This window comes from Roseiterribacter gracilis (genome assembly GCA_018332375.1).
Classification (GTDB): domain Bacteria; phylum Pseudomonadota; class Alphaproteobacteria; order BOG-932; family Roseiterribacteraceae; genus Roseiterribacter; species Roseiterribacter gracilis.
Map to the genome: position 1 here is coordinate 3,206,639 of BOPV01000001.1, position 18,596 is coordinate 3,225,234.

Below are 18,596 nucleotides of genomic sequence, written 5' to 3' on the forward strand. Positions count from 1 at the left end.
TCGTTCGCCCAGTTTGTCGCTATAGTGAGTCGGCAAACCCCGAGTCTCGCAGCTGGCCACATCCATGTTCGAAATCGTCCGTAGTGAAATTCACGTGGATGTCCCATCCAGTGTTGAATCGCAGCTCGCTGTGTTCCGACAGCTTGCCAAGGGTCGTATCTCGGCCACGGACATCGAGCGTGCGGTCGATCGCGCGCGCTCTGTCGCGCATGAATTCGCCCGCAACGCACGCAATCTCGACTCAGGCAAATTCGAAGCGGTGCGCGAACTGACCGGCGAAGGCTGGAGCATCACCGTCTCGTTCTCGTCGGCGTCGGGTGGCGTCTGGTCGCGCATGAAGCGCGCGCTGGTCGGCTAATCCGCCTCAGATCGTGTAGCGCGCTTCCAGCAGGTCGATCTCGCGAATGATCTTGCGCGCGGCTTCATCGCCAAGCTCGCGCGCCTGCATCAAGCGGAAGATCTCGGTCCGCTCAGCGCGCAGCCCGACCAGGCGCAACTGTTTTTCGATTTTCTCGACTTTGTGTTTCTGCGCCGCTGCGGCTTCGTCCTGCGGTTCGTTGTCGATGCGCGGCCGGTGCAGCGCCTTGATGCGCAGTGACGTCTCGACGATCAGATCGGCGTCTTCGTGCCCTTCGGCCATTTCGCGCCGTGCATTCTCGATCGCCAGGATCGCGACGCGCGCGGCTTGCGCACGGGCGCGATCGAGGTCGGCCTGTGCCGACGGATCCGGCGGCAAGGTCAAATTCCGCATCAGCCCCGGCAGGAATGCGGATGCTGCAAGCAGCGAGACCAGGATCACGCCGGCTGCGAGAAAGATCGCAAGATCGCGGGCCGGGAACGGCGCGCCGCCCTGCAACGTCAATGGCAAGGTCAGCACCGCGGCCAACGTGACCGCGCCTTTGACGCCCGCCAGCGAGATGGCGGCGACCAAATGCCAGCTCACTTTGGGTGGCTTCTCGCCGCGTCGTCCGGCGCGAAACAAGGTCAGGCGCAACGACGTCCACACCCAGGCAAAGCGTAGCGCCGCAAGCGCCGCCGCAATCGCCAGCACATAGGCGCCCAGCCACCACGCATCGACATGGCCGGTCATGCGGACGGTTCGGTCGGTGCGTTCGAGAATGTCGGGCATCTGTTCGCCCAGCAGCACGAAGATCATGCCGTTGGCGGCCATCTGCACCATGTCCCAAACGGCGGTGCGCTGGACGCGCGTCACGGCGCGTCCTTCGCCCGCGCGTTCGGTAAAAGTCATGGCGATGCCGGCCGCGACTGCAGCCAGCACGCCCGAACAATGCGCGGCTTCGGCCAGCAGATAGGCGCCGAATGGAATCAACAGGCTGATCAGAATCGGTGTGCCGACATCTTCGCCGAGATGCGCGCCGATCCAGCGTTCGACGCGCGCGATGCAGAGCGTGACGGCTGCGCCGATCGCGATGCCGCCGATCGCCAGCCACAGAAACGTGCCGAACGCAGCGCCGACGGAAAAGCTGCCGGTCAGCGCGGCTGCCACGGCAAAGCGCAAACAGACCAGGCCCGACGCGTCGTTGAGCAGCGCCTCGCCTTCCAGAATTCGCATCATGCGTTTGGGAATCGGCACGCGCGCGGCAATCGCCTTCACCGCGATTGGATCGGTCGGCGACACGACCGCAGCCAGCGCAAAGGCGACCGGCAACGGCACCATCGGAATCAAGAAATGCACGAACAGCCCGACGCCCAGCACGGTGAAGGCGACGAGGCCCAGCGCCAGCTCCAGAATGACCGGTGCGTCGCGGCGCAACCCGTCTTTCGGCATGCGCCAACCATCGAGAAACAGCAGCGGCGGCAGGAACAGCAGAAAGAACAAGTCGGGATCCAGCTCGACCGTGTCGAGCACCGAACATGCGATCGCGGCACCTAGCGCGATCTGCACGAGTGGCAATGGCAGCCGGCTCAACCGCGCCAGCGGGCCGCTCAGCACGACGGCGAGCAGCAGGATCAGGACGGTGACGACGGATTCCATGCCGCGATCCTACAGGATCGCGCGGAAAATTACGCCGAACGCGGGTGCGCGCCGGCGCGTTGCGGGATCACCAGAATCAACAGCACGATGGCGACGATCAACACGCCGGACGCAATGAACCGGCCCAGCGCAAGTCCGCCCGCGTCGAGCGGCTTGTCGAGAAAATCACCGACCGTCGCGCCCAGCGGCCGCGTTAGAATAAACGCGGCCCAGAACAGCACCGCGCGCGAAATCTGCGTGGTGAAATAGAGCAGTGCGACGATCGCAAGTGCTGCGCCGAACACGGCCGCGCCGCCGAGATAACCAAGCCCGTTCGTATCGGCGAGGAAATCACCCAGCGCTGTGCCCAGCGTCTGCGAGAACATGATCGTCGCCCAATAGAACAGTTCGACCTTGGGTTCGGTAATGTGGTCGATCTCGATCCGCCCGACCGAGCGATGCCACAGCAGCAACGTGGCCATCAGTAGCGCGAACAACACAATCGATCCGCCGACATAGCCGATGCCAAGCGAACGATCGAAGAGGTCGGCCAAGGTCGTGCCCGCCGTCGTCGTCGCGACGATCACGGCCCAGTACAGAAACGGATGAAAACGCGTGGCGCGAATTTGCGCGGCGATGGCGACGACCAGGATGGTCGCGAAGATCGCGGTGCCGATCCAATAGCCAAGTCCCAGCGTCATCGTGAACGCGTCACCGCCGGTTTCGCCCAAGGTCGTGGCGAGGATCTTGATGACCCAGAATCCCAGCGTGACAGCGGGGACTTTGCTCAGCGTCGTGTCGGCGGTCTTTTGCATGGCGGCTCCTCGAGGCGTGGAAACAACCACGCGCAGCCGCGCTCGTTACATTGGAAGTTCGTCAGGTTGCTGGGGTGGCCGCAGGCTGGTGTCGCTCGCCGGCCGCGAACGGCGCGGACCTTCGTCCGCGCCGTTTTCTTTTCTGCGTTAGGTCGCCACCGCGAGATGCGGCGTTAGGCGCCGCATATCCGATAACACCGAACGCAATTGCGGCCAGGGTTCTTCTTCAATCGAAGGTCCGGGTTCGAACTGCACCAACGTTGCTTCGAGTTTCGCGATCGCGCCTTCGATCGTTGCAGCGGGCACCTGGAACATGGCGTTGAAGTACGTCTCGCTGTTCCGCATCGCTTCGACCTGCGCGCGATCGACAAGGTTGAAGGCCAACTCCGCTTCGCCCCGTTCAGCGTCGCTCGCGCGCCGCAGCGCAGTTTCCTGTTGCGACCAGAGTGCGCTGATCCGTTCTTCCTCGCTGCGATAGGCGCGCCAGCATTGGCAGAGCGCGAGCACGGGATCGTCTTGGGGGCATGCTGCAGGCATAGGCGCGGTCTTCATCCGATGTCCTTTCTGGGCTTTTCGCCCGGCTAAGCCCCTCAAGGCATACCTTGAGTTACGCTCACTCGGTAAGTCAAGGTATATCGGATGGTTTTCTTGGCACGAATCCGCTCGTTTCGCAGATGTGCGAGGCAGAAAGATCCTTGGCCGGAACCTCCGGCAGCTCCGATTGGCCGAAGGCTTGTCGCAGGAGCGGCTTGCCGTGCGCCTTGGCGTAACGGCTGCGCGGATCAGCGAGATTGAGCGTGGCAACTACGCGAGTTCGGTGGACTCGGTGGAGCGACTGGCGAAAGCGCTGGGCGTGAAGATCGCAGATCTATTTGACGAGTCAGGATCGTTGGCGCTCCCCGAGGAGCGGGCACCGCGAAAGAGTGAAGAAGGCCGTCTGCCCCGCGCAAAAACTAAAAAGCGGGACTGACGCCCCGCCACAAAAGCACCCGCAAAATGCTGGGCGCGGTCCACTGCACTTAATATACCTGTTCGACTTCGCTACGCTGCGAATAACTGAGCGCCCGGAGTGCATGATGTTATCGGACGATGAGCTGCGCAACCGACTGTCTAGGGCGGAGACCGATACCGTCGAGCGGACTCAAAGCACCAACAACACCACCAAATTTGGCGAAGCCATCTGCGCGTTTTCGAATGATCTCCTTGATCGGCGCGAGATTGGAGTTTTGTTTATTGGTGCGACCGACGATGGAAATTGCGCAAACATCACCGTCGATGAAAAGATAGTACAGCGCATTTTAGCCTTCCGGCGTAATGGAGAGATTCTTCCACCGCCGAGTCTGACGGCTAGAATTCACACGCTCGACGGCTGCGAAATGGTCATTGTCGAGGTGCTCCCTTCCGAAATGCCTCCGGTTCGTTACGACGGAAGAATTTGCATTCGGGCGGGCGCCCGTCGCGATTACGCCACCGCAGAGGAAGAGCGCCAGCTCGTCGAAAAGCGGAGAAGGGCGAACATTTCTTTCGATCAGCGGGGCATACCCGAAGCGACGATAAACGATCTCGATCTCCTCAGATTCCGAGAGGAGTATCTGCGAGCGGCTGTGCATCCCGACGTAATTGAAGAGAATGGTCGGACCGTCGAAGAGCAACTACGAGCGCTCGGCCTCCTCGACTCGAACAACCTACCAACCGCCGTCGGGTTATTGATCTGTGGTAAAAACCCCTGCGCATTCCTGCCCGGTGCATATGTGCAATTCGTCCGATACCCGGGCACGGTGATCGGGGATTTAGTTCAAGATCAAAAAGAAATTAGCGGGCCGCTTTCCCAGGTATTCAGTCAGCTCGATGAGTTGATTGCTGCTAACAACCGACGTCGTGCGGATTTGTCCGGCCCCAAACAGACAGACCATCCTGACTATCCGCAGATCGCAATCCAAGAGATGGTGCGCAACGCCATTATCCATCGCAATTACGAAGCAACCACGTCGCCAGTGATGTTCACGTGGTTTGACGATCGCGTCGAGATCACCAGCCCAGGGGGGCCGTTCGGCGCGATTACAGTCGAATCGTTTGGTCAAGCGGGTCTGTCAGAAGCAAGAAACCCCGCGTTGGCGACTGCCGCCAAGGCTATGAATTATGTGCAGCGTTTCGGCTCCGGAATACCTCGCGCGCGCGCAGCGATGGAGGCAAATGGGAATCCTCCAATCGAGTTCGAAGTAAATAACGCTTTCGTCCACGTTCGCTTACGGGCCGCGCCGTGAAAACAATTGGCTTCTTCAATAACAAGGGCGGCGTAGGCAAGACGTCGCTCGTGTATCATGTGGCGTGGATGTTGTCGGCGTTACAGGCGCGCGTAATCGTCGCCGACTTAGATCCGCAGGCCAATCTGACGAGCATGTTTCTAACCGAAGATAGGCTCGAGGAGATTTGGTCGCTTGAAGAGCGCCCAACTGTATACGGCGCACTTTCTTCTCTATTCCGTGGCGTCGGCGAAATTCGCAACTTTCTGCCCGAGATGGTCAATGATCGCATTGGCCTTATTCCGGGAGACCTTGAGCTATCACGAGTCGAGGACGATTTATCAACGGCGTGGCCCGACTGCGGCGACGGAAAGGAGCGAGCTTTTCGAGTGATCAGCTCGCTTGCAAGATCCATATCGCAGGCCGGACAGAGTTTCTCTGCAGACGTTGCGCTTGTCGACGTAGGGCCAAATCTTGGCGCTCTCAATCGCGCCGCTCTTTTGGCCTGTAGTCATGTGATAGTTCCTGTCGGCGCCGACTTGTTCTCGCTTCAGGGTCTGCGAAATATGGGCCCTACGTTGCGAACGTGGCGGGCGCAATGGGGCGAGCGTAAGGGGCGCAATCCAGAGCCGACGATTCAGCTTCCCGATGGTCAAATGACGCCAGCTGGCTACATCGTGATGCGCCACTCTGTTCTCGCTGGGAGAGCGGCAAAGGCATACAGCAAATGGATTGATCGTATGCCGAAGCAGTATTGGAAGTACGTACTCGACGAACATGGAAAAGAGCCGATCAGCATCGACAGCGACGCTAACTGTCTCGCGCTACTGAAAGACTATAGGTCGCTGATGCCGCTCGCGCAGGAAGCCAGGAAGCCAATGTTTAATCTGAAGCCCGCTGACGGAGCTTTTGGCGGACATCAGGCAGCGGTTCAGGGTTGCTGGACAGACTTCAAAGAGCTGACGCTTACAATTATGCAGCGGTGCGGTGTCTCGATCTTCGGATAGGCAGACACTCAGCGGCGTTGTCCCCGGTGCGCGGCTGCAATCTCGCGCTCGCTGAACAGGATGCGACGCTGCAAATTCATCGCCAACGTTCGTGAGCCAGCAATACGTCCGTCCTGTCTATTCAGGACACGCATCGCCACTCACGCGCGTCCCGGCTGGTGCTGGCCTTCCGGCCCAAATAATTTTCCGGCCAATGTCGAGAAGGCGCTACGGGCTTCGACTAGCCCGTAGAAAGCGCCCAATGGGGAAGCGCTCTAACGCAAAGGACCCGAAGCCGTGAAATTCATGCTGATGATGAACCACCCGGGAAAGACCTCGTACGAGATCTTCAACTGGCCCGAGGCCGCGATCAAAGCCCATATCGGCTTTATGATTTCGCTCAACAAAGAGCTCACCGCGAACGGCGAACTGATCGGCTGCGAAGGGTTGCAGGGCCCGCACGAAGCCAAGCTGGTGCGCGCATCCGACACCGGTACGCCGATCACCGACGGCGTCTTTCCGGAATCCAAGGAATTCCTGGCCGGCTACTGGATCGTCGACGTGCCGTCGCCCGAACGCGCCTACGCGATTGCGGCCAAAGCGTCGACGGCGCCGGGCGCCGACGGCAAGCCGCTCAACATGAACATCGAAGTCCGCGAAGTGATGAGCGGCCCGCCGCCCGACATGCTGTAACGCGCGTTTGATTTGATGGCGGACATGAAGGCGATCGAGTCTCTGCTGCGCGAACTCGCGCCGCAGGTGCTCGGCGCCGTCATGCGGCGGTTCCGCGGTGACTTTGCTGCCGCCGAAGACGCGGTGCAGGAAGCGTTGCTAGCGGCGTCGTTGCGCTGGGCCGAAGACGGGCTTCCGGATCATCCGCGTGCGTGGCTGATCCAAGCCGCGACACGGCGACGGACCGACACGCTGCGCAGCGAACAGGCGCGCGCGAAACGCGAAGCGGAAAGCACGCTGCATCTGGGCGCGATGCTGCCGCCGCCCGATCTCGACATGCCCGCCGATCACGACGACACGCTGCTGCTGTTGTTCATGTCGTGCCACCCGGCGCTGACCCCGCCCTCGGCGATCGCGCTGACCTTGCGCGCGGTCGGCGGTTTGACGACGGCGGAAATCGCCAACGCGTTTCTGGTCCCCGAAGCGACCATGGCGCAGCGTATCAGCCGGGCCAAACAAAGCATCAAATCGTCGGGCGTGCCGTTCGAACTGCCCGACGCGCAGGAACGCGCAACGCGACTGCGCGCGGTGCTGCATGTTCTCTATCTGATTTTCAACGAAGGCTATACGAGCAGCGTCGGCGATACGTTGCAGCGTCTCGATCTGGCGCAGGAAGCGATCCGTCTGACCCGCGCCGTGCATCGTCTGACGCCGGACGACCCCGAAGTCGTCGGGCTGCTGGCGTTGATGCTGCTGACCGACGCACGTCGCGACGCGCGCAGCGGGCCGCAGGGCGAATTGATTCCGCTGACCGAACAAGATCGCAACCTGTGGCATCGCGACCTGATCGACGAAGGCGTGGCGCTGCTGGGCAAGGCGCTGTCGTACGGCGCGGTCGGCTCGTATCAATTGCAGGCCGCCGTCGCCGCGGTGCATGACCAGGCGGCAACGCACGAAGAGACTGACTGGCCGCAAATCCTGACCTTGTACGGCTTGCTCGAACAAGCGTCGGGCGGCAACCCGATGGTGGCGCTCAACCGCGCCGTTGCGGTTGCGATGGTCGACGGGCCGCAGGCGGGTCTCGATTTGGTCGATGCGTTGGACGTGCCTGAAAAATTGGCAGGTCACTATCGTCTCGATGCGCTCCGCGGACATTTGTTCGAACTGTCGAACGAACCCGCGCGCGCAATCGCGAGCTACGTCACCGCTGCGGGCAAGACCGCAAACAAGGCCGAGCAAGCATACCTGACAGTGAGGGCCGCGAAATTGCGCGCGCGGATTGGCTGACTCACGCGCGTAGGAGTCTGCCGGTAACAACGTGTAACCCCCAAGTCGATGAGGGGTACGCATTGATGCTGTCGCTGATTCCGGGCCGAAGCTTGCTTCGCCGCCTTGCGCGGCCTTGGTCTGCAGACGGCCCCACGCTGCGCGAGATCGAAGTCAGCTTGCGCGAGATGCGCTCGCTGTTGCTGGCGCAATCGATACCGCCGGAATCCTTGTGGGAGTATGGCCCGCGCGCGCAACCCGCGCTGCCCAACGCGCCGGTGTTCGAACAATCCGTGCTGTGCCGGCAAGAGCATTTCGAGACCGGCTATTTCAGCTATTGGGCGGCGCAGATGGCGCATCTGCCCGTCTATCACCGGAAATTATGGGAGTTCGTGTTCATCGCGCAGGCGTTGCATGAACGCGGTCTCTTGCGCAGCGACAGCAGAGGCCTGGGATTCGGCGTCGGCAAAGAGCCGCTGACTGCGCTGTTCGCGGCGCGCGGCTGTCGCATTCTCGCGACCGACGCCGATGCGACGCAGGCGGCGCACAACGGCTGGGTCCGATCGCAGCAACACGCGGCCGAGCTCGACGGATTGCGCTGGCCACAAATCTGCGACGACGCGCGCTTCGACAACCAGGTCGCCTTTGCCCCGTTCGACATGAACGACACGCCCGGCGAGTTTCGCGGCTACGATTTCTGTTGGTCGGCATGCGCGCTCGAACATCTCGGCTCGATCGAGAACGGTCTCGCCTTCATTCGCAGGTCGCTCGACTGTCTGCGCCCGGGCGGCGTTGCGGTTCATACGACCGAATTCAACTTGCACCACGACGAACGCACGATCGACAACGCGGCGACGGTTTTGTTTCGCCGCCGCGACCTGGAACGGCTTTTCGCCGAGCTGCAAGAAGATGGACATGTCTGCGCACCGCTCGATCTGCGCGAAGGCCACCGGCCGGTCGAACGTTTCATCGACCTGCCGCCGTTCCGGTCGCATCCGCATTTGAAGCTGGCGCTCGAAGGATTTCCGACGACGTCGATCGGCCTCATCGTACAGCGCCGCGCCAATTGAGCGGTCCGTTCGGACTCCGACTTACGTTTCGCCTGCTTCGCGCACGACCAGCTCAGGATCGACCTGCGCTGCTTGCCACGCGCGTCGCGGGCGGACGTCGCCGTCGGGCTGGCTGAATCCGACAAGGCCAAACAGAAACTCGCGCCCGTCGCGTTCGCGCAGCGGCATGACCAGGCGCCGGAAGGGCACGTGCTCGCGTCCCTTCTCGACCAGCATGCCCGCGTACAAAACCGGCCTGCCATAGTCGAGCGCCCAATGCATCAACGCTTCGCGCGTATGCAGCGCTTCACATGTCAGCATCTGATCGAGATATTTTCCGGCTTGGCCGCGGCCGAAGGCGCGATCGAGTTCGGTCCCGCTAAGACGGCAGCGGAAGCGCGCGTCGATCCGTTCATATAAATACGCGCCTCCGACTGCGGCGGCCGGCAGTCGTGGTGGCCGTATGTCGTCGCGTGACGGAAGCGCTCCGTCGCGCAGGCCGCTGCACCAGAGCGCGTATGTATCGCTGAACACGCCGTTGCCGAGCTCGATCGCAAAGGCCGGATCGCGCACGGAGGCCGCGGTCATGCGGTTGGAAGCGCAATGTCAGATGAACGGGCGATCATCCGCAAAAGCGTCGCAGCAACACCTAAACAAGATCTTTCTGCGCGACGCCTTCCGTCAGCTTCGCTTGCCGATCTTCTGCATCCAGCTGCGATCTTCGGCGGGCAATGAATCGGTCCAGGCTGGTTCATCGCCTGGTTCGGGAAGCACGTGGCCGAATTCAATCATCGCGCGCGACGGCAGTTCGGCGATGTAGACCCAGATCGAACGCGTCTCCATTGAAGCTGCTTTTGCAAGCTCGCTCGCCAACTGGGTTACCAGTTTTTTGCGATCGACGGCGCTGCGTCCGGCGCGGATATGGCCGTGCACGAACAGGCTTTCATGTCCGAGCGGTGCGCCGCCCATGAACCAGTCGTCGGGCGCAATCGCCTTGAAGATTACTTGCGCGAAATAGGTCGGCGCTGCGGTCACCTGATTGTGGATGCGCGTGATCGTCTCAGCGATCGCGGCTTTTTGCAGCTGGCTCAGACGGCCTGCAGCCGCGGTCACGACATAGGTCGGCATGTTTGCTCCTCCCGTTGTGGGGTGGAGCCTACGTCCGAATGGAGCGCGGCGCGATTGCGCCGCGTTCACCTCGAGATGCGTGCGGCTAGCGCGCCGGCGCTGCCGCAGGTTTTGTGAAACTGCCGGCCGGACCTGGAAACACGACCGGGCTTTCATAGCCGTCGGCCGAGATTGCGGTGACGCCGAAAAACCAGTCGTCAATATTGACGTTTTGCAGCTTCGCCGTGGTGCCGGTTGCAGCCTGGCTGTTGGTCCAGAGCGGCGCCGTCGTGTCGCGCCACCAGACGCGATAGGAGGCTGCACCCGGCACTGCAGACCAGCTCACCGTCGTGTCGAGTGAAACCGCACCATCGATTTTGACGCCGGTCGGCGGCGCCGGCGCCATCGCAAGCGCCGCCATGGTGACGACGTTGAGACGCGTGACCTGCGCCAGATACGGAAAGTCGACCGCTTCCAGCAGATCGCCGTGCTGAACCCCGTTCACGTTGCGCACGTCCTGATGTTCGCGCGTGTAATTCTCGATTGCCTCGGTGAAGCGCACCGCGGGATAGCCTTCGGCCAGCACCGGCACTTGATCGCCGCCGCGGCCGAACCGGTCGGTGCGATAGATCATGCGGGCGCGGAACTTGGTCAGGTACGTGTCGGCGAGCCCGCTGATGAAACGCGCCAGGTTGCGCGACGGGCTGTCGACCTCGCCGCCATTGTAGCGGCGGCGATTGGCTTCTTCGGCGGTTTCGGTCGAACGCGTGCCTTCGGAAAACACACGGACATACGACTTTTCAACGACCCCGTTGGCGCCGTTGGTGTTGCCGATAATGTCGTTGTTGAGATCGGCTTCGACCTGCCAATTGTGCTCGGTCGCGTATTGCGCCAGCAGCTTGCCGCCAAGCAGCCCCTGCTCTTCGCCCGACAGAACGGCGAAGACCAGCGTCGCGGGGAATTTGTGTTTCGACAGAACACGTGCGGCTTCGATCACCGCAACCGTGCCCGACCCGTCATCGTCGGCGCCGGGCGCGTCGCTGGTTGCGTCGAGCACGTCGGCGATGCGCGAGTCGATGTGACCCGCAATGATGATGACGCGATCGGGGTCAGTGGTGCCGCGTTGGATCGCCAGCACGTCGACGATCTTGGTCGGCGTCGGAACCCGGTTGCCGGTGACCGTCTGTTCCGGCGTTTCAATTTGCAGGCAGCCACCGCAGCCGCGGCTGATCTCTTCGAAGTTTTTTTGCACCCAGCGCCGCGCCGCGCCGATGCCGCGCGTGTCCGAAACCGTGTCCGACAGCGTATGGCGCGTGCCAAAGCCGACCAGCTTGGTCAGCGCAGCGCGCAGCTCGGCCTCTTTGACCTCGGACACGAGGCTGCGCAGCAACGGCTGCGCCTTTGGTTTTGCTGGATCCGCAGCAAAAGCGGGTGCGGCGACCAGGCAAATTCCGAGAACGACGAGAGCAGCACGCATCGGGCACCTGCGAGAAGGAACCAAGTCCCTTCGTCCTACAGGACCCGCGCGTTACGCGTCGAGGACCGTGGTGCAAACCGGTGGGACGACATAGGCCGCGCAACGCGCTACATACGCGGTCCCGATTGGCGGGCGCGGCTCGTGGCCTGATCGCGCGCTACGACACAAGATCGTTGGACGGAGACTGGTCGTGCGCACAACCAAGCAAACCTACGAATTTCAGACGCTGACCCAGGATTTCGAACATCCTTTGCTGCTGCGCACCATGCCGCGCGGCACCAAGGTCAAAGTGGTCACCACGAAGATCGAGTACGTGCCGCCAGTTCCGGATCAACCGGGCCCACGTCGCGAGATCGAGGTTCCAGAGGCGTTCGCCAAACAGGTGGAGCCGGAGCCGAAGCCCGCAAAAGGCGCCAGCGTCGTCGACAAGCCCGTCATGATCGACGTGACCGACCGCGTGCTCTAAGCGCGCGTCACAACGTCTTGATCGCTACGCTGCCGGCGCGTTGCCGATCATGGTCATGATCTCGCGGAACGAAAGTCCGTTCGACGCCGATGCAAGATCGCCGGCGGCGAGTTCCTTGGCGGCTGCGCGCAGATCTTTCATCACGCGCAAATAGAGCGCGGCGCCGAGGCTGATGCGTTTGACGCCGGCTTTCTGCAGCTCGGCCACCGGCAAGGTGCCGTTCATCGTGCCAACAACGAGATTGACCGGCTTGGGTGCAACCGCGCGCACGATCGCCACGACTGCATCCATGTCGGTCGGATAGGGCGCGTAGAGTACGTCGGCGCCGACCTCGGCAAACGCGGTCAGGCGTTTGATCGTGTCGTCGAGATCAGGGTTGCCCTGCAGATAATTGTCGGTGCGGCCGGTCAGAACGATGCGGCCCTTGGCGACCTTTGCCGCCGCACGCATGCGGCTGACTGAGTCGTCGAACGGACGGATCGGCTGGTTGGGATCGCCGCTCGTATCTTCAATGCCAAGCCCGGCGAGACCGGCCGCGATCGCAGTTTCGACGGTAGCCGCAACGTCGTCTTCGGTGTCGCCATAGCCGTCTTCAAAATCACCATTGATCGGTAAGCCGCTCACCCGGCCGAGCAACTGCGCATTCTCGATATGCTCGGCGCGACTGACCGCATGACGTCCGTCGAGACGACCCAGCGCGGCTGCGATTGCGGCCGACGAAGTGCCGATCGCTTCAAAGCCCGCTTCTTGCAGCAACAACGCCGACGTCGCGTCCCACGCATTCGGCATGACGAAGCCGGTGGGACGCTGATGCAGAGAAAGAAACCGTTCGTAGCGTTCGCGCTGGTTCACCGAAGACTCCTCCGTTGCAGCCGCGCGTCGCTGCAGCGGCGTTAGGCGTCCAGATTCTGCACGTTCAGCGCGTTGGTCTGGATGAACTCTTTACGTGGTTCGACGACATCGCCCATCAAGGTTGAGAAAATCTCTTCCGCCGCGTCGGCATGCTGCACCTTCACCTGCAACAGCGCGCGCACGTTGGGGTCCAAGGTCGTTTCCCACAGCTGGTCGGGATTCATTTCGCCCAAACCTTTGTAGCGCTGGACCGACAATCCCTTTTTGCCGAGATCGACGATCGCATCGAGCAGCGCGATCGGGCCGGTAACACGCCCGATTTCCTTGTCCTTGTGCACCAGCATGCCCGGCTTGTCGAAACGCTGCTTCAAGCCCTGCGCGTTGAGGTCGAGGCGCTTGGCATCGGCACCGCGCACGCAATCGGCGGTGATGCGGCGCGTTTCGGTGACGCCGCGCAGCTTGCGCGTCAGCTCGATGCCACCACCGGCATCCTGCGGCATGGCACGTCCGCTCCAACCGCGATCCAGCGGATCGGCAAGCTGGTTCAGACGTTCGGCCAAGGTCTGCGCGACACTGGCGGCACGCTGCGGGTCGTTGAGCAGGTCGACATTCAGCGCGCCTTCGATGGCGGCCTGTTCGACGATGATCGACGAGCCGACTTTGCGCGCGACCTGGTTGATCGCAAGCTTGCTCGACAAAGCTTCGCGCACCATCGCCTGCAGATCGTTGCCGCCGACGACTTCGCCGTTATGCAGCGACAGGATCGTGTCTTCGACGCCATTGGCGACGAGGTAATCGTCAAGCTCGCGGTCGTCTTTGCGGTACAGCGCCGATTTGCCTTTGGCGACGCGGTAGAGCGGCGGCTGCGCGATGTAGAGATAGCCCTTCTCGATCAGCTCGGGCATCTGCCGGTAGAAGAACGTCAACAGCAACGTACGGATGTGCGAGCCGTCGACGTCGGCGTCGGTCATGATGATGATTTTGTGATAGCGCGCCTTGCTCGCGTCGAATTCTTCGCGACCGATGCCGGTACCAAGCGCGGCGATAAGGGTGCCGATTTCCTGGCTGCCCAACATCTTGTCGAAGCGTGCGCGCTCGACGTTTAGGATCTTACCGCGCAACGGCAGGATCGCCTGAAAGCGACGGTCGCGACCCTGTTTGGCGCTGCCACCGGCCGAGTCACCCTCGACGATGAACAGTTCGCTGAGCGCAGCGTCTTTTTCCTGACAGTCGGCCAGTTTTCCCGGCAGTGAGTTGATGTCGAGCGCGCCCTTCCGGCGCGTCAGGTCGCGCGCCTTGCGTGCGGCTTCGCGTGCGATCGCAGCTTCGACCACCTTCTGCACGATCTTGCGCGCATCGGCGGGGTTTTCTTCGAGCCAGTTTGCCAGTGCTTCGCCGACCACGTTTTCGACGATCGGACGCACTTCGCTCGAGACCAGCTTGTCTTTGGTCTGCGACGAGAATTTCGGATCGGGCACTTTGACCGACAACACGCAGGTCAGGCCTTCGCGCATGTCTTCGCCGGTCGGTGCGACTTTCTCTTTCTTCGCGATGCCGCTTTCAATCGCGTAATTGTTCAGTGCGCGCGTCAGCGCGGCGCGGAAGCCGGCCAAGTGCGTGCCGCCGTCGCGCTGCGGAATGTTGTTGGTGAAGCAGAGCATGGTTTCGTGGAACGAGTCGGTCCACTCCAGCGCCGCTTCGACGGTGATCGGGCCGTAATCGCCAACACGCTCGGCGCGCACCGCGATTGCGGGCTTGTGCACGGCGGTCTTCGAACGGTCGAGATACTGCACGAAGGCTTCGAGACCGCCTTCGTAATGCAGCTCGACAATCTTGGGTTCGTCGGCGCCGCGCTGATCTTCGAGCCGGATCGTTACGCCCGAATTCAGAAACGCCAACTCGCGCATGCGATGCTCGAGCGTCGCGAAATCGAACTCGGTCTTGGTGAAGGTTTCGGTCGAGGGCAGGAAGGTGATTTCGGTGCCCTTCTCGCCTTCGGCGTCATCGACCGGCGTCAGCGGACCGACCGCGTCGCCATGCCGGAATTCCATTTCCCAGCGCTTGCCGTCGCGCCAGATGCGCAACTTCAAATAGCTCGACAGCGCGTTGACGACCGAGACGCCGACGCCGTGCAGACCGCCCGACACCTTGTAGGAATTCTGGTCGAATTTTCCGCCTGCATGCAGCTGGGTCATGATGACCTCGGCCGCGCTGACGCCTTCTTCTGCATGGATGTCGACGGGAATGCCGCGACCATTGTCGCGCACCGTCACCGAGCCGTCGTCATTGAGCACCAGCGACACGCGCGTTGCATGACCGGCCAGGACTTCGTCGATTCCGTTGTCGACGACCTCGTACACCATGTGGTGCAGACCCGACCCGTCGTCGGTGTCGCCAATGTACATTCCGGGGCGTTTGCGCACTGCGTCGAGGCCGCGCAAAACCTTGATCGAGTCCGCGTTGTACGTCTCGGGCGTCTCGTTCGACGCCACGTTCATGCTCATTCTCGAAACTGCTTTCTACCCGGGATTCGCGATGCCCAAAGAGCCCCGCGGGAGGATCGCGCAGTATATAGTGCGCGGGCCCCTGAAAGCAACTTTTCCAGCCTGAAAATCCCTTGTCAGAACAAGGGTTTAGAGGCGACTCACAGACGCGTCCCGGACGTCGAAGAATTGGGCTTTTTCGAGCAGCGGTTGGAACGGTCCGGGCTCGGTTCCGGTGAGCCAAAATTGGCCACCCAGCGCCTCCAGCGCACCGTACAAAGCGAGCCGCCGGTCGGGGTCGAGATGGGCCGCCACCTCGTCCAGCAACAGCACCGGCGTGGCGCCGCGCTCGGCCCCGGTCAGCTGCGAGGCGGCCAGGATCAGCGAGATCAACAGCGCCTTTTGTTCGCCGGTCGAGCAGCGCTCGGCCAGCATGTCCTTGGCTTCATGCACGACGATGACGTCGCTTTTGTGCGGGCCGACGATCGCGGTTCCGCCGGCTGCGATATCGGCGCCGCGGCCGGCGGCCAAGCGCTGGCGGAATTCGTCTTCGGCCTGCAGCGCGCTTGCGCGGCCCAGCATTTCCTCGACCAGGCCCGACACGGCGATGGCGGGGCGCGGGAAGGCGTCGTTGCCGAGCGCCAGGGCTGCGACCAGCCGTTCGAGATAGGCGCGCCGCGCAGCCGCGATCGCGACCCCGGTTTCGGCCATCTCGCGCTCCAGCCCGTCGAGCCAAGCGGGGTCGGGGCGGCCTTCCTGCAGCAGCCGCGCGCGTTGGCGCAATGCGCGCTCGTAGCGATTGCTGCGCGTGCCGTGCGTGGGATCGAGGCCCAGCACCAGACGATCGAAGAAGCGGCGGCGGGCCGACGCGCCTTCGGCAAACAGTCGGTCCATCTGCGGCGTCAGCCACAACATCGCGAGTTCGCTGCCGAGATCGGTAGCGCGCGCAGCCGCGCCATCAATGCGCGCCAGGCGCCGTTCGCTATTGGCGGGATCGCTGCCGGTGCCGAGTTCGTGCGTTGCATCACCGCGCACCAGCGTCGCTGCGACGCCCCACGGCGCGTCGGATCCGATGCGCACCAGCTCGGCCAGCCTCGCACCGCGCAGCCCGCGTCCAGGCGACAGCAACGACAAGGCTTCGAGCAGGTTGGTCTTGCCCGCACCGTTGGCGCCGGTCAGCACGACTGGGCGTGAATCGAGTTCCAGCCGGGCCTGCGCGTAACAGCGGAAATTCGTAACCGTAAGACGCGTGATGGCGGCGCGGAAAATCCCCCGCGAAAGCGGGGGTCCATCGGGACGACGCTGCGACGTTTCAGAAAACTCGGAAATGGATCCCCGCTTTCGCGGGGATTTATACGCGCATCGGCATCAGCACGTACAACGCGCTGGCGTCGCTGGTGTCGCGGATCACAGTCGGCGACGCGCTGTCGGCGATTAGCAGGCGGCAACCGTCGCCTTCGATCTGCTGCGTGATGTCGAGCAGATAGCGGCTGTTGAAGCCGATTTCGAGCGGCGTCGCGCTGTAATTGACTTCGAGTTCTTCCGACGCGCTGCCGCTTTCGGGGCTGTTGGCCGACACGGTCAACTGGCCGCGATCGATCGACAGTTTCACCGCGCGGGTTTTTTCCGTCGCGATGGTGGCGACGCGATCGACCGCTTGCGCAAAGGTGCGCGGGTCGACTTCGAGCACCTTGTCGTTGCCCGACGGAATGACGCGTTCGTAATCGGGGAAGGTGCCATCGATCAGTTTCGAGGTCAGCACCACGTCGTCGACGGCAAAGCGGATCTTGGTGTCGCTGAGCGACACGCCGATCGAGCCGTTGCTTTCTTCGATCAACTTGCGGATTTCCGCCACCGTCTTCCGCGGCACGATGATGCCCGGCATTTTGCCGGCACCGTCCGGCAACGGCATCTCGACGCGCGCCAGGCGATGGCCGTCGGTCGCAACCGCGCGCAGCACGGCGACGTCGCCGCTCTTCGCAGCATGCAGATAAATGCCGTTGAGATAGTAGCGCGTCTCTTCGGTCGAGATCGCAAAGCGGGCGCGATCGATCAGCGTCTTGAGATCGCTGGCGCCAAGCTCGAACGCATGCGGCAGTGAGCTGCCGGCCATTTGCGGAAAGTCTTCGGTCGGCAGGCAGCCGAGCTTGAAGTTCGAACGACCGGCGCGGACCGACAGGGTGGTCTGTTCACCGTTTGATTCGAATTCGACTGCGCCTTTGTCGGGCAGCTTGCGCACGATGTCGTACAGCGTGTGGGCCGGTGCCGTGGTGGCGCCGCCGCTGCTCACTTCGGCCGGCACGGTCTCGAGGATTTCGAGATCCATGTCGGTGGCCGAGAGCGACAGCTCGCCCTTTTCGGCCTTGAGCATCACATTCGACAGAATCGGGATCGTATTGCGTCGCTCAACAACGCTCTGCACGTGCGCTAGTGCGCGGAGGAGCGCGGCTCGTTCGATCGAGAACTTCATGCCGATTTTTCTTTGCGCTTCAGGGGGGCCAGTTGTACCGGACGCTCCGTGGGGTGCGCTAGTCCCCAAGGGAAATTGTCCGCACTCTTTCAACCCCGATTCGAGCCACCGATGCGCTTCGAACTCTGGAGCGTCTATCTCCTTGCGTCCCTGCTGGCGTCGCTGACGCCTGGACCCGCCGTTTTGCTCAGCGTGTCGACCGGCCTGGCGCAGGGATTCGGCCGGGCGTTGTGGACGATTCTCGGCATCTGCATCGCCAACATTCTCTATCTGGGCGGCGCCGGGCTCGGCATGGGCGCCATCCTCGCCGCCTCGACCGATCTGTTTCTGGCGATCCGCTGGGCAGGCGCAGCCTATCTGATCTGGCTCGGCATCCGCGCGTTGCGGGCGCACGGCACGCGACTCGAAATCGGTGCGGCGCAGACCGAACGCTCGCTACGGCGGCTCGTCGGCGAGGGGTTTCTGCTGCAGGTCACCAACCCCAAAGCCTATGTCTATGTAACCGCGATCCTGCCGCAGTTCGTCGAGATCGACCGGCCGCTGCTGCCGCAAATGCTGGTGATCACCGCAACTAGCCTGGCGGCGGAGCTTGTGGTCCTGGGCGGCTACGCAGCTTTGGGCGGGCGGGCACGGCGCATGACGCTCGGCGAAGGATTCGTCGGCTGGGCCAATCGCGGTGCCGGCATCGTTTTGATTCTCGCCGGGCTGATGGTGGTCGCGGTCGACTGGCTTTAG

19 protein-coding genes are annotated in these 18,596 nt (G+C 62.5%); 9 read left to right on the forward strand and 10 right to left on the reverse strand.

Features of this window, described 5'->3' with window-relative positions:
• Positions 1–94: 94 nt before the first annotated feature.
• Positions 95–358, forward strand: coding sequence for a hypothetical protein (locus TMPK1_RS16020; RefSeq protein WP_420244208.1), 264 nt, complete (start codon positions 95–97; stop codon positions 356–358).
• 6 nt (positions 359–364) lie between these two features.
• Here the strand turns inward: TMPK1_RS16020 and TMPK1_RS16025 are convergent, their stop codons facing one another.
• From TMPK1_RS16025 to TMPK1_RS16035, 3 genes are all read right to left on the reverse strand, one after another.
• Positions 365–1,996: a Na+/H+ antiporter gene (locus tag TMPK1_RS16025; RefSeq protein ID WP_420244210.1), complete on the reverse strand. Its 1,632-nt coding sequence runs from the start codon at positions 1,994–1,996 to the stop codon at positions 365–367.
• Between the two features lie 29 nt (positions 1,997–2,025).
• On the reverse strand, positions 2,026–2,790 hold the full coding sequence (locus TMPK1_RS16030; RefSeq protein ID WP_420244211.1) for a COG4705 family protein: 765 nt from the start codon (positions 2,788–2,790) through the stop codon (positions 2,026–2,028).
• A 147-nt stretch (positions 2,791–2,937) separates the two neighbouring features.
• The gene (locus TMPK1_RS16035; RefSeq protein ID WP_420244213.1) at positions 2,938–3,342 is read right to left on the reverse strand and encodes a hypothetical protein; all 405 of its coding nucleotides are present in this window, start codon (positions 3,340–3,342) and stop codon (positions 2,938–2,940) included.
• A 124-nt stretch (positions 3,343–3,466) separates the two neighbouring features.
• Between TMPK1_RS16035 and TMPK1_RS16040 the strand changes: the two genes are divergently transcribed.
• The 6 genes from TMPK1_RS16040 (at position 3,467) to TMPK1_RS16065 (ending at position 9,027) form a co-directional block, all read left to right on the forward strand.
• Positions 3,467–3,760 (forward strand): helix-turn-helix transcriptional regulator, encoded by a 294-nt coding sequence (locus tag TMPK1_RS16040; RefSeq protein WP_420244214.1) that lies wholly within the window; start codon positions 3,467–3,469, stop codon positions 3,758–3,760.
• Positions 3,761–3,866: 106 nt separating this feature from the next.
• Entirely contained in the window at positions 3,867–5,054 is a 1,188-nt protein-coding gene (locus TMPK1_RS16045) for an ATP-binding protein (RefSeq protein WP_420244216.1), read from the forward strand.
• On the forward strand, positions 5,051–6,040 hold the full coding sequence (locus TMPK1_RS16050) for a ParA family protein (RefSeq protein WP_420244217.1): 990 nt from the start codon (positions 5,051–5,053) through the stop codon (positions 6,038–6,040). The genes TMPK1_RS16045 and TMPK1_RS16050 overlap by 4 nt, the downstream gene beginning before the upstream one ends.
• 285 nt (positions 6,041–6,325) lie before the next feature.
• Positions 6,326–6,712: a YciI family protein gene (locus TMPK1_RS16055; protein ID WP_420245678.1), complete on the forward strand. Its 387-nt coding sequence runs from the start codon at positions 6,326–6,328 to the stop codon at positions 6,710–6,712.
• A 24-nt stretch (positions 6,713–6,736) separates the two neighbouring features.
• On the forward strand, positions 6,737–7,978 hold the full coding sequence (locus TMPK1_RS16060) for an RNA polymerase sigma factor (RefSeq protein ID WP_420244219.1): 1,242 nt from the start codon (positions 6,737–6,739) through the stop codon (positions 7,976–7,978).
• A gap of 65 nt (positions 7,979–8,043) precedes the next feature.
• Positions 8,044–9,027 carry a methyltransferase domain-containing protein gene (locus TMPK1_RS16065; protein ID WP_420244220.1) on the forward strand — a complete coding sequence of 328 codons (984 nt, stop codon included), beginning with the start codon at positions 8,044–8,046 and terminating at the stop codon, positions 9,025–9,027.
• 21 nt (positions 9,028–9,048) lie between these two features.
• On the opposite strand, the gene TMPK1_RS16070 is transcribed toward TMPK1_RS16065, so the two are convergent.
• The 3 genes from TMPK1_RS16070 to TMPK1_RS16080 all read right to left on the reverse strand — a co-directional run bounded on the left by TMPK1_RS16070 (position 9,049) and on the right by TMPK1_RS16080 (position 11,590).
• Positions 9,049–9,594, reverse strand: a complete 546-nt coding sequence (locus TMPK1_RS16070; protein ID WP_420244221.1) for a PAS domain-containing protein — start codon at positions 9,592–9,594, stop codon at positions 9,049–9,051.
• Positions 9,595–9,687: 93 nt separating this feature from the next.
• On the reverse strand, positions 9,688–10,134 hold the full coding sequence (locus TMPK1_RS16075) for a tautomerase family protein (protein WP_420244223.1): 447 nt from the start codon (positions 10,132–10,134) through the stop codon (positions 9,688–9,690).
• A gap of 85 nt (positions 10,135–10,219) precedes the next feature.
• A complete protein-coding gene (locus TMPK1_RS16080; protein ID WP_420244225.1) occupies positions 10,220–11,590 on the reverse strand; it encodes a M20/M25/M40 family metallo-hydrolase in 1,371 nt (456 codons plus the stop codon).
• 190 nt (positions 11,591–11,780) lie between these two features.
• Between TMPK1_RS16080 and TMPK1_RS16085 the strand changes: the two genes are divergently transcribed.
• Positions 11,781–12,056 (forward strand): hypothetical protein, encoded by a 276-nt coding sequence (locus TMPK1_RS16085; RefSeq protein WP_420244226.1) that lies wholly within the window; start codon positions 11,781–11,783, stop codon positions 12,054–12,056.
• Positions 12,057–12,080: 24 nt separating this feature from the next.
• Here TMPK1_RS16085 and TMPK1_RS16090 read toward each other — a convergent pair whose 3' ends face one another.
• The 4 genes from TMPK1_RS16090 to dnaN form a co-directional block, all read right to left on the reverse strand.
• Positions 12,081–12,908, reverse strand: a complete 828-nt coding sequence (locus tag TMPK1_RS16090; protein WP_420244228.1) for an isocitrate lyase/PEP mutase family protein — start codon at positions 12,906–12,908, stop codon at positions 12,081–12,083.
• 41 nt (positions 12,909–12,949) lie between these two features.
• Complete coding sequence (gyrB, locus tag TMPK1_RS16095; protein ID WP_420244230.1) at positions 12,950–15,412, reverse strand: DNA topoisomerase (ATP-hydrolyzing) subunit B; 2,463 nt, start codon at positions 15,410–15,412, stop codon at positions 12,950–12,952.
• A 129-nt stretch (positions 15,413–15,541) separates the two neighbouring features.
• Positions 15,542–16,720: a DNA replication/repair protein RecF gene (gene recF / locus TMPK1_RS16100; RefSeq protein ID WP_420245679.1), complete on the reverse strand. Its 1,179-nt coding sequence runs from the start codon at positions 16,718–16,720 to the stop codon at positions 15,542–15,544.
• Between the two features lie 22 nt (positions 16,721–16,742).
• On the reverse strand, positions 16,743–17,861 hold the full coding sequence (dnaN, locus tag TMPK1_RS16105; RefSeq protein WP_420244232.1) for a DNA polymerase III subunit beta: 1,119 nt from the start codon (positions 17,859–17,861) through the stop codon (positions 16,743–16,745).
• 111 nt (positions 17,862–17,972) lie between these two features.
• Here dnaN and TMPK1_RS16110 point away from each other — a divergent pair, with 111 nt between their 5' ends.
• Positions 17,973–18,596 (forward strand): LysE family translocator, encoded by a 624-nt coding sequence (locus TMPK1_RS16110; protein ID WP_420244234.1) that lies wholly within the window; start codon positions 17,973–17,975, stop codon positions 18,594–18,596.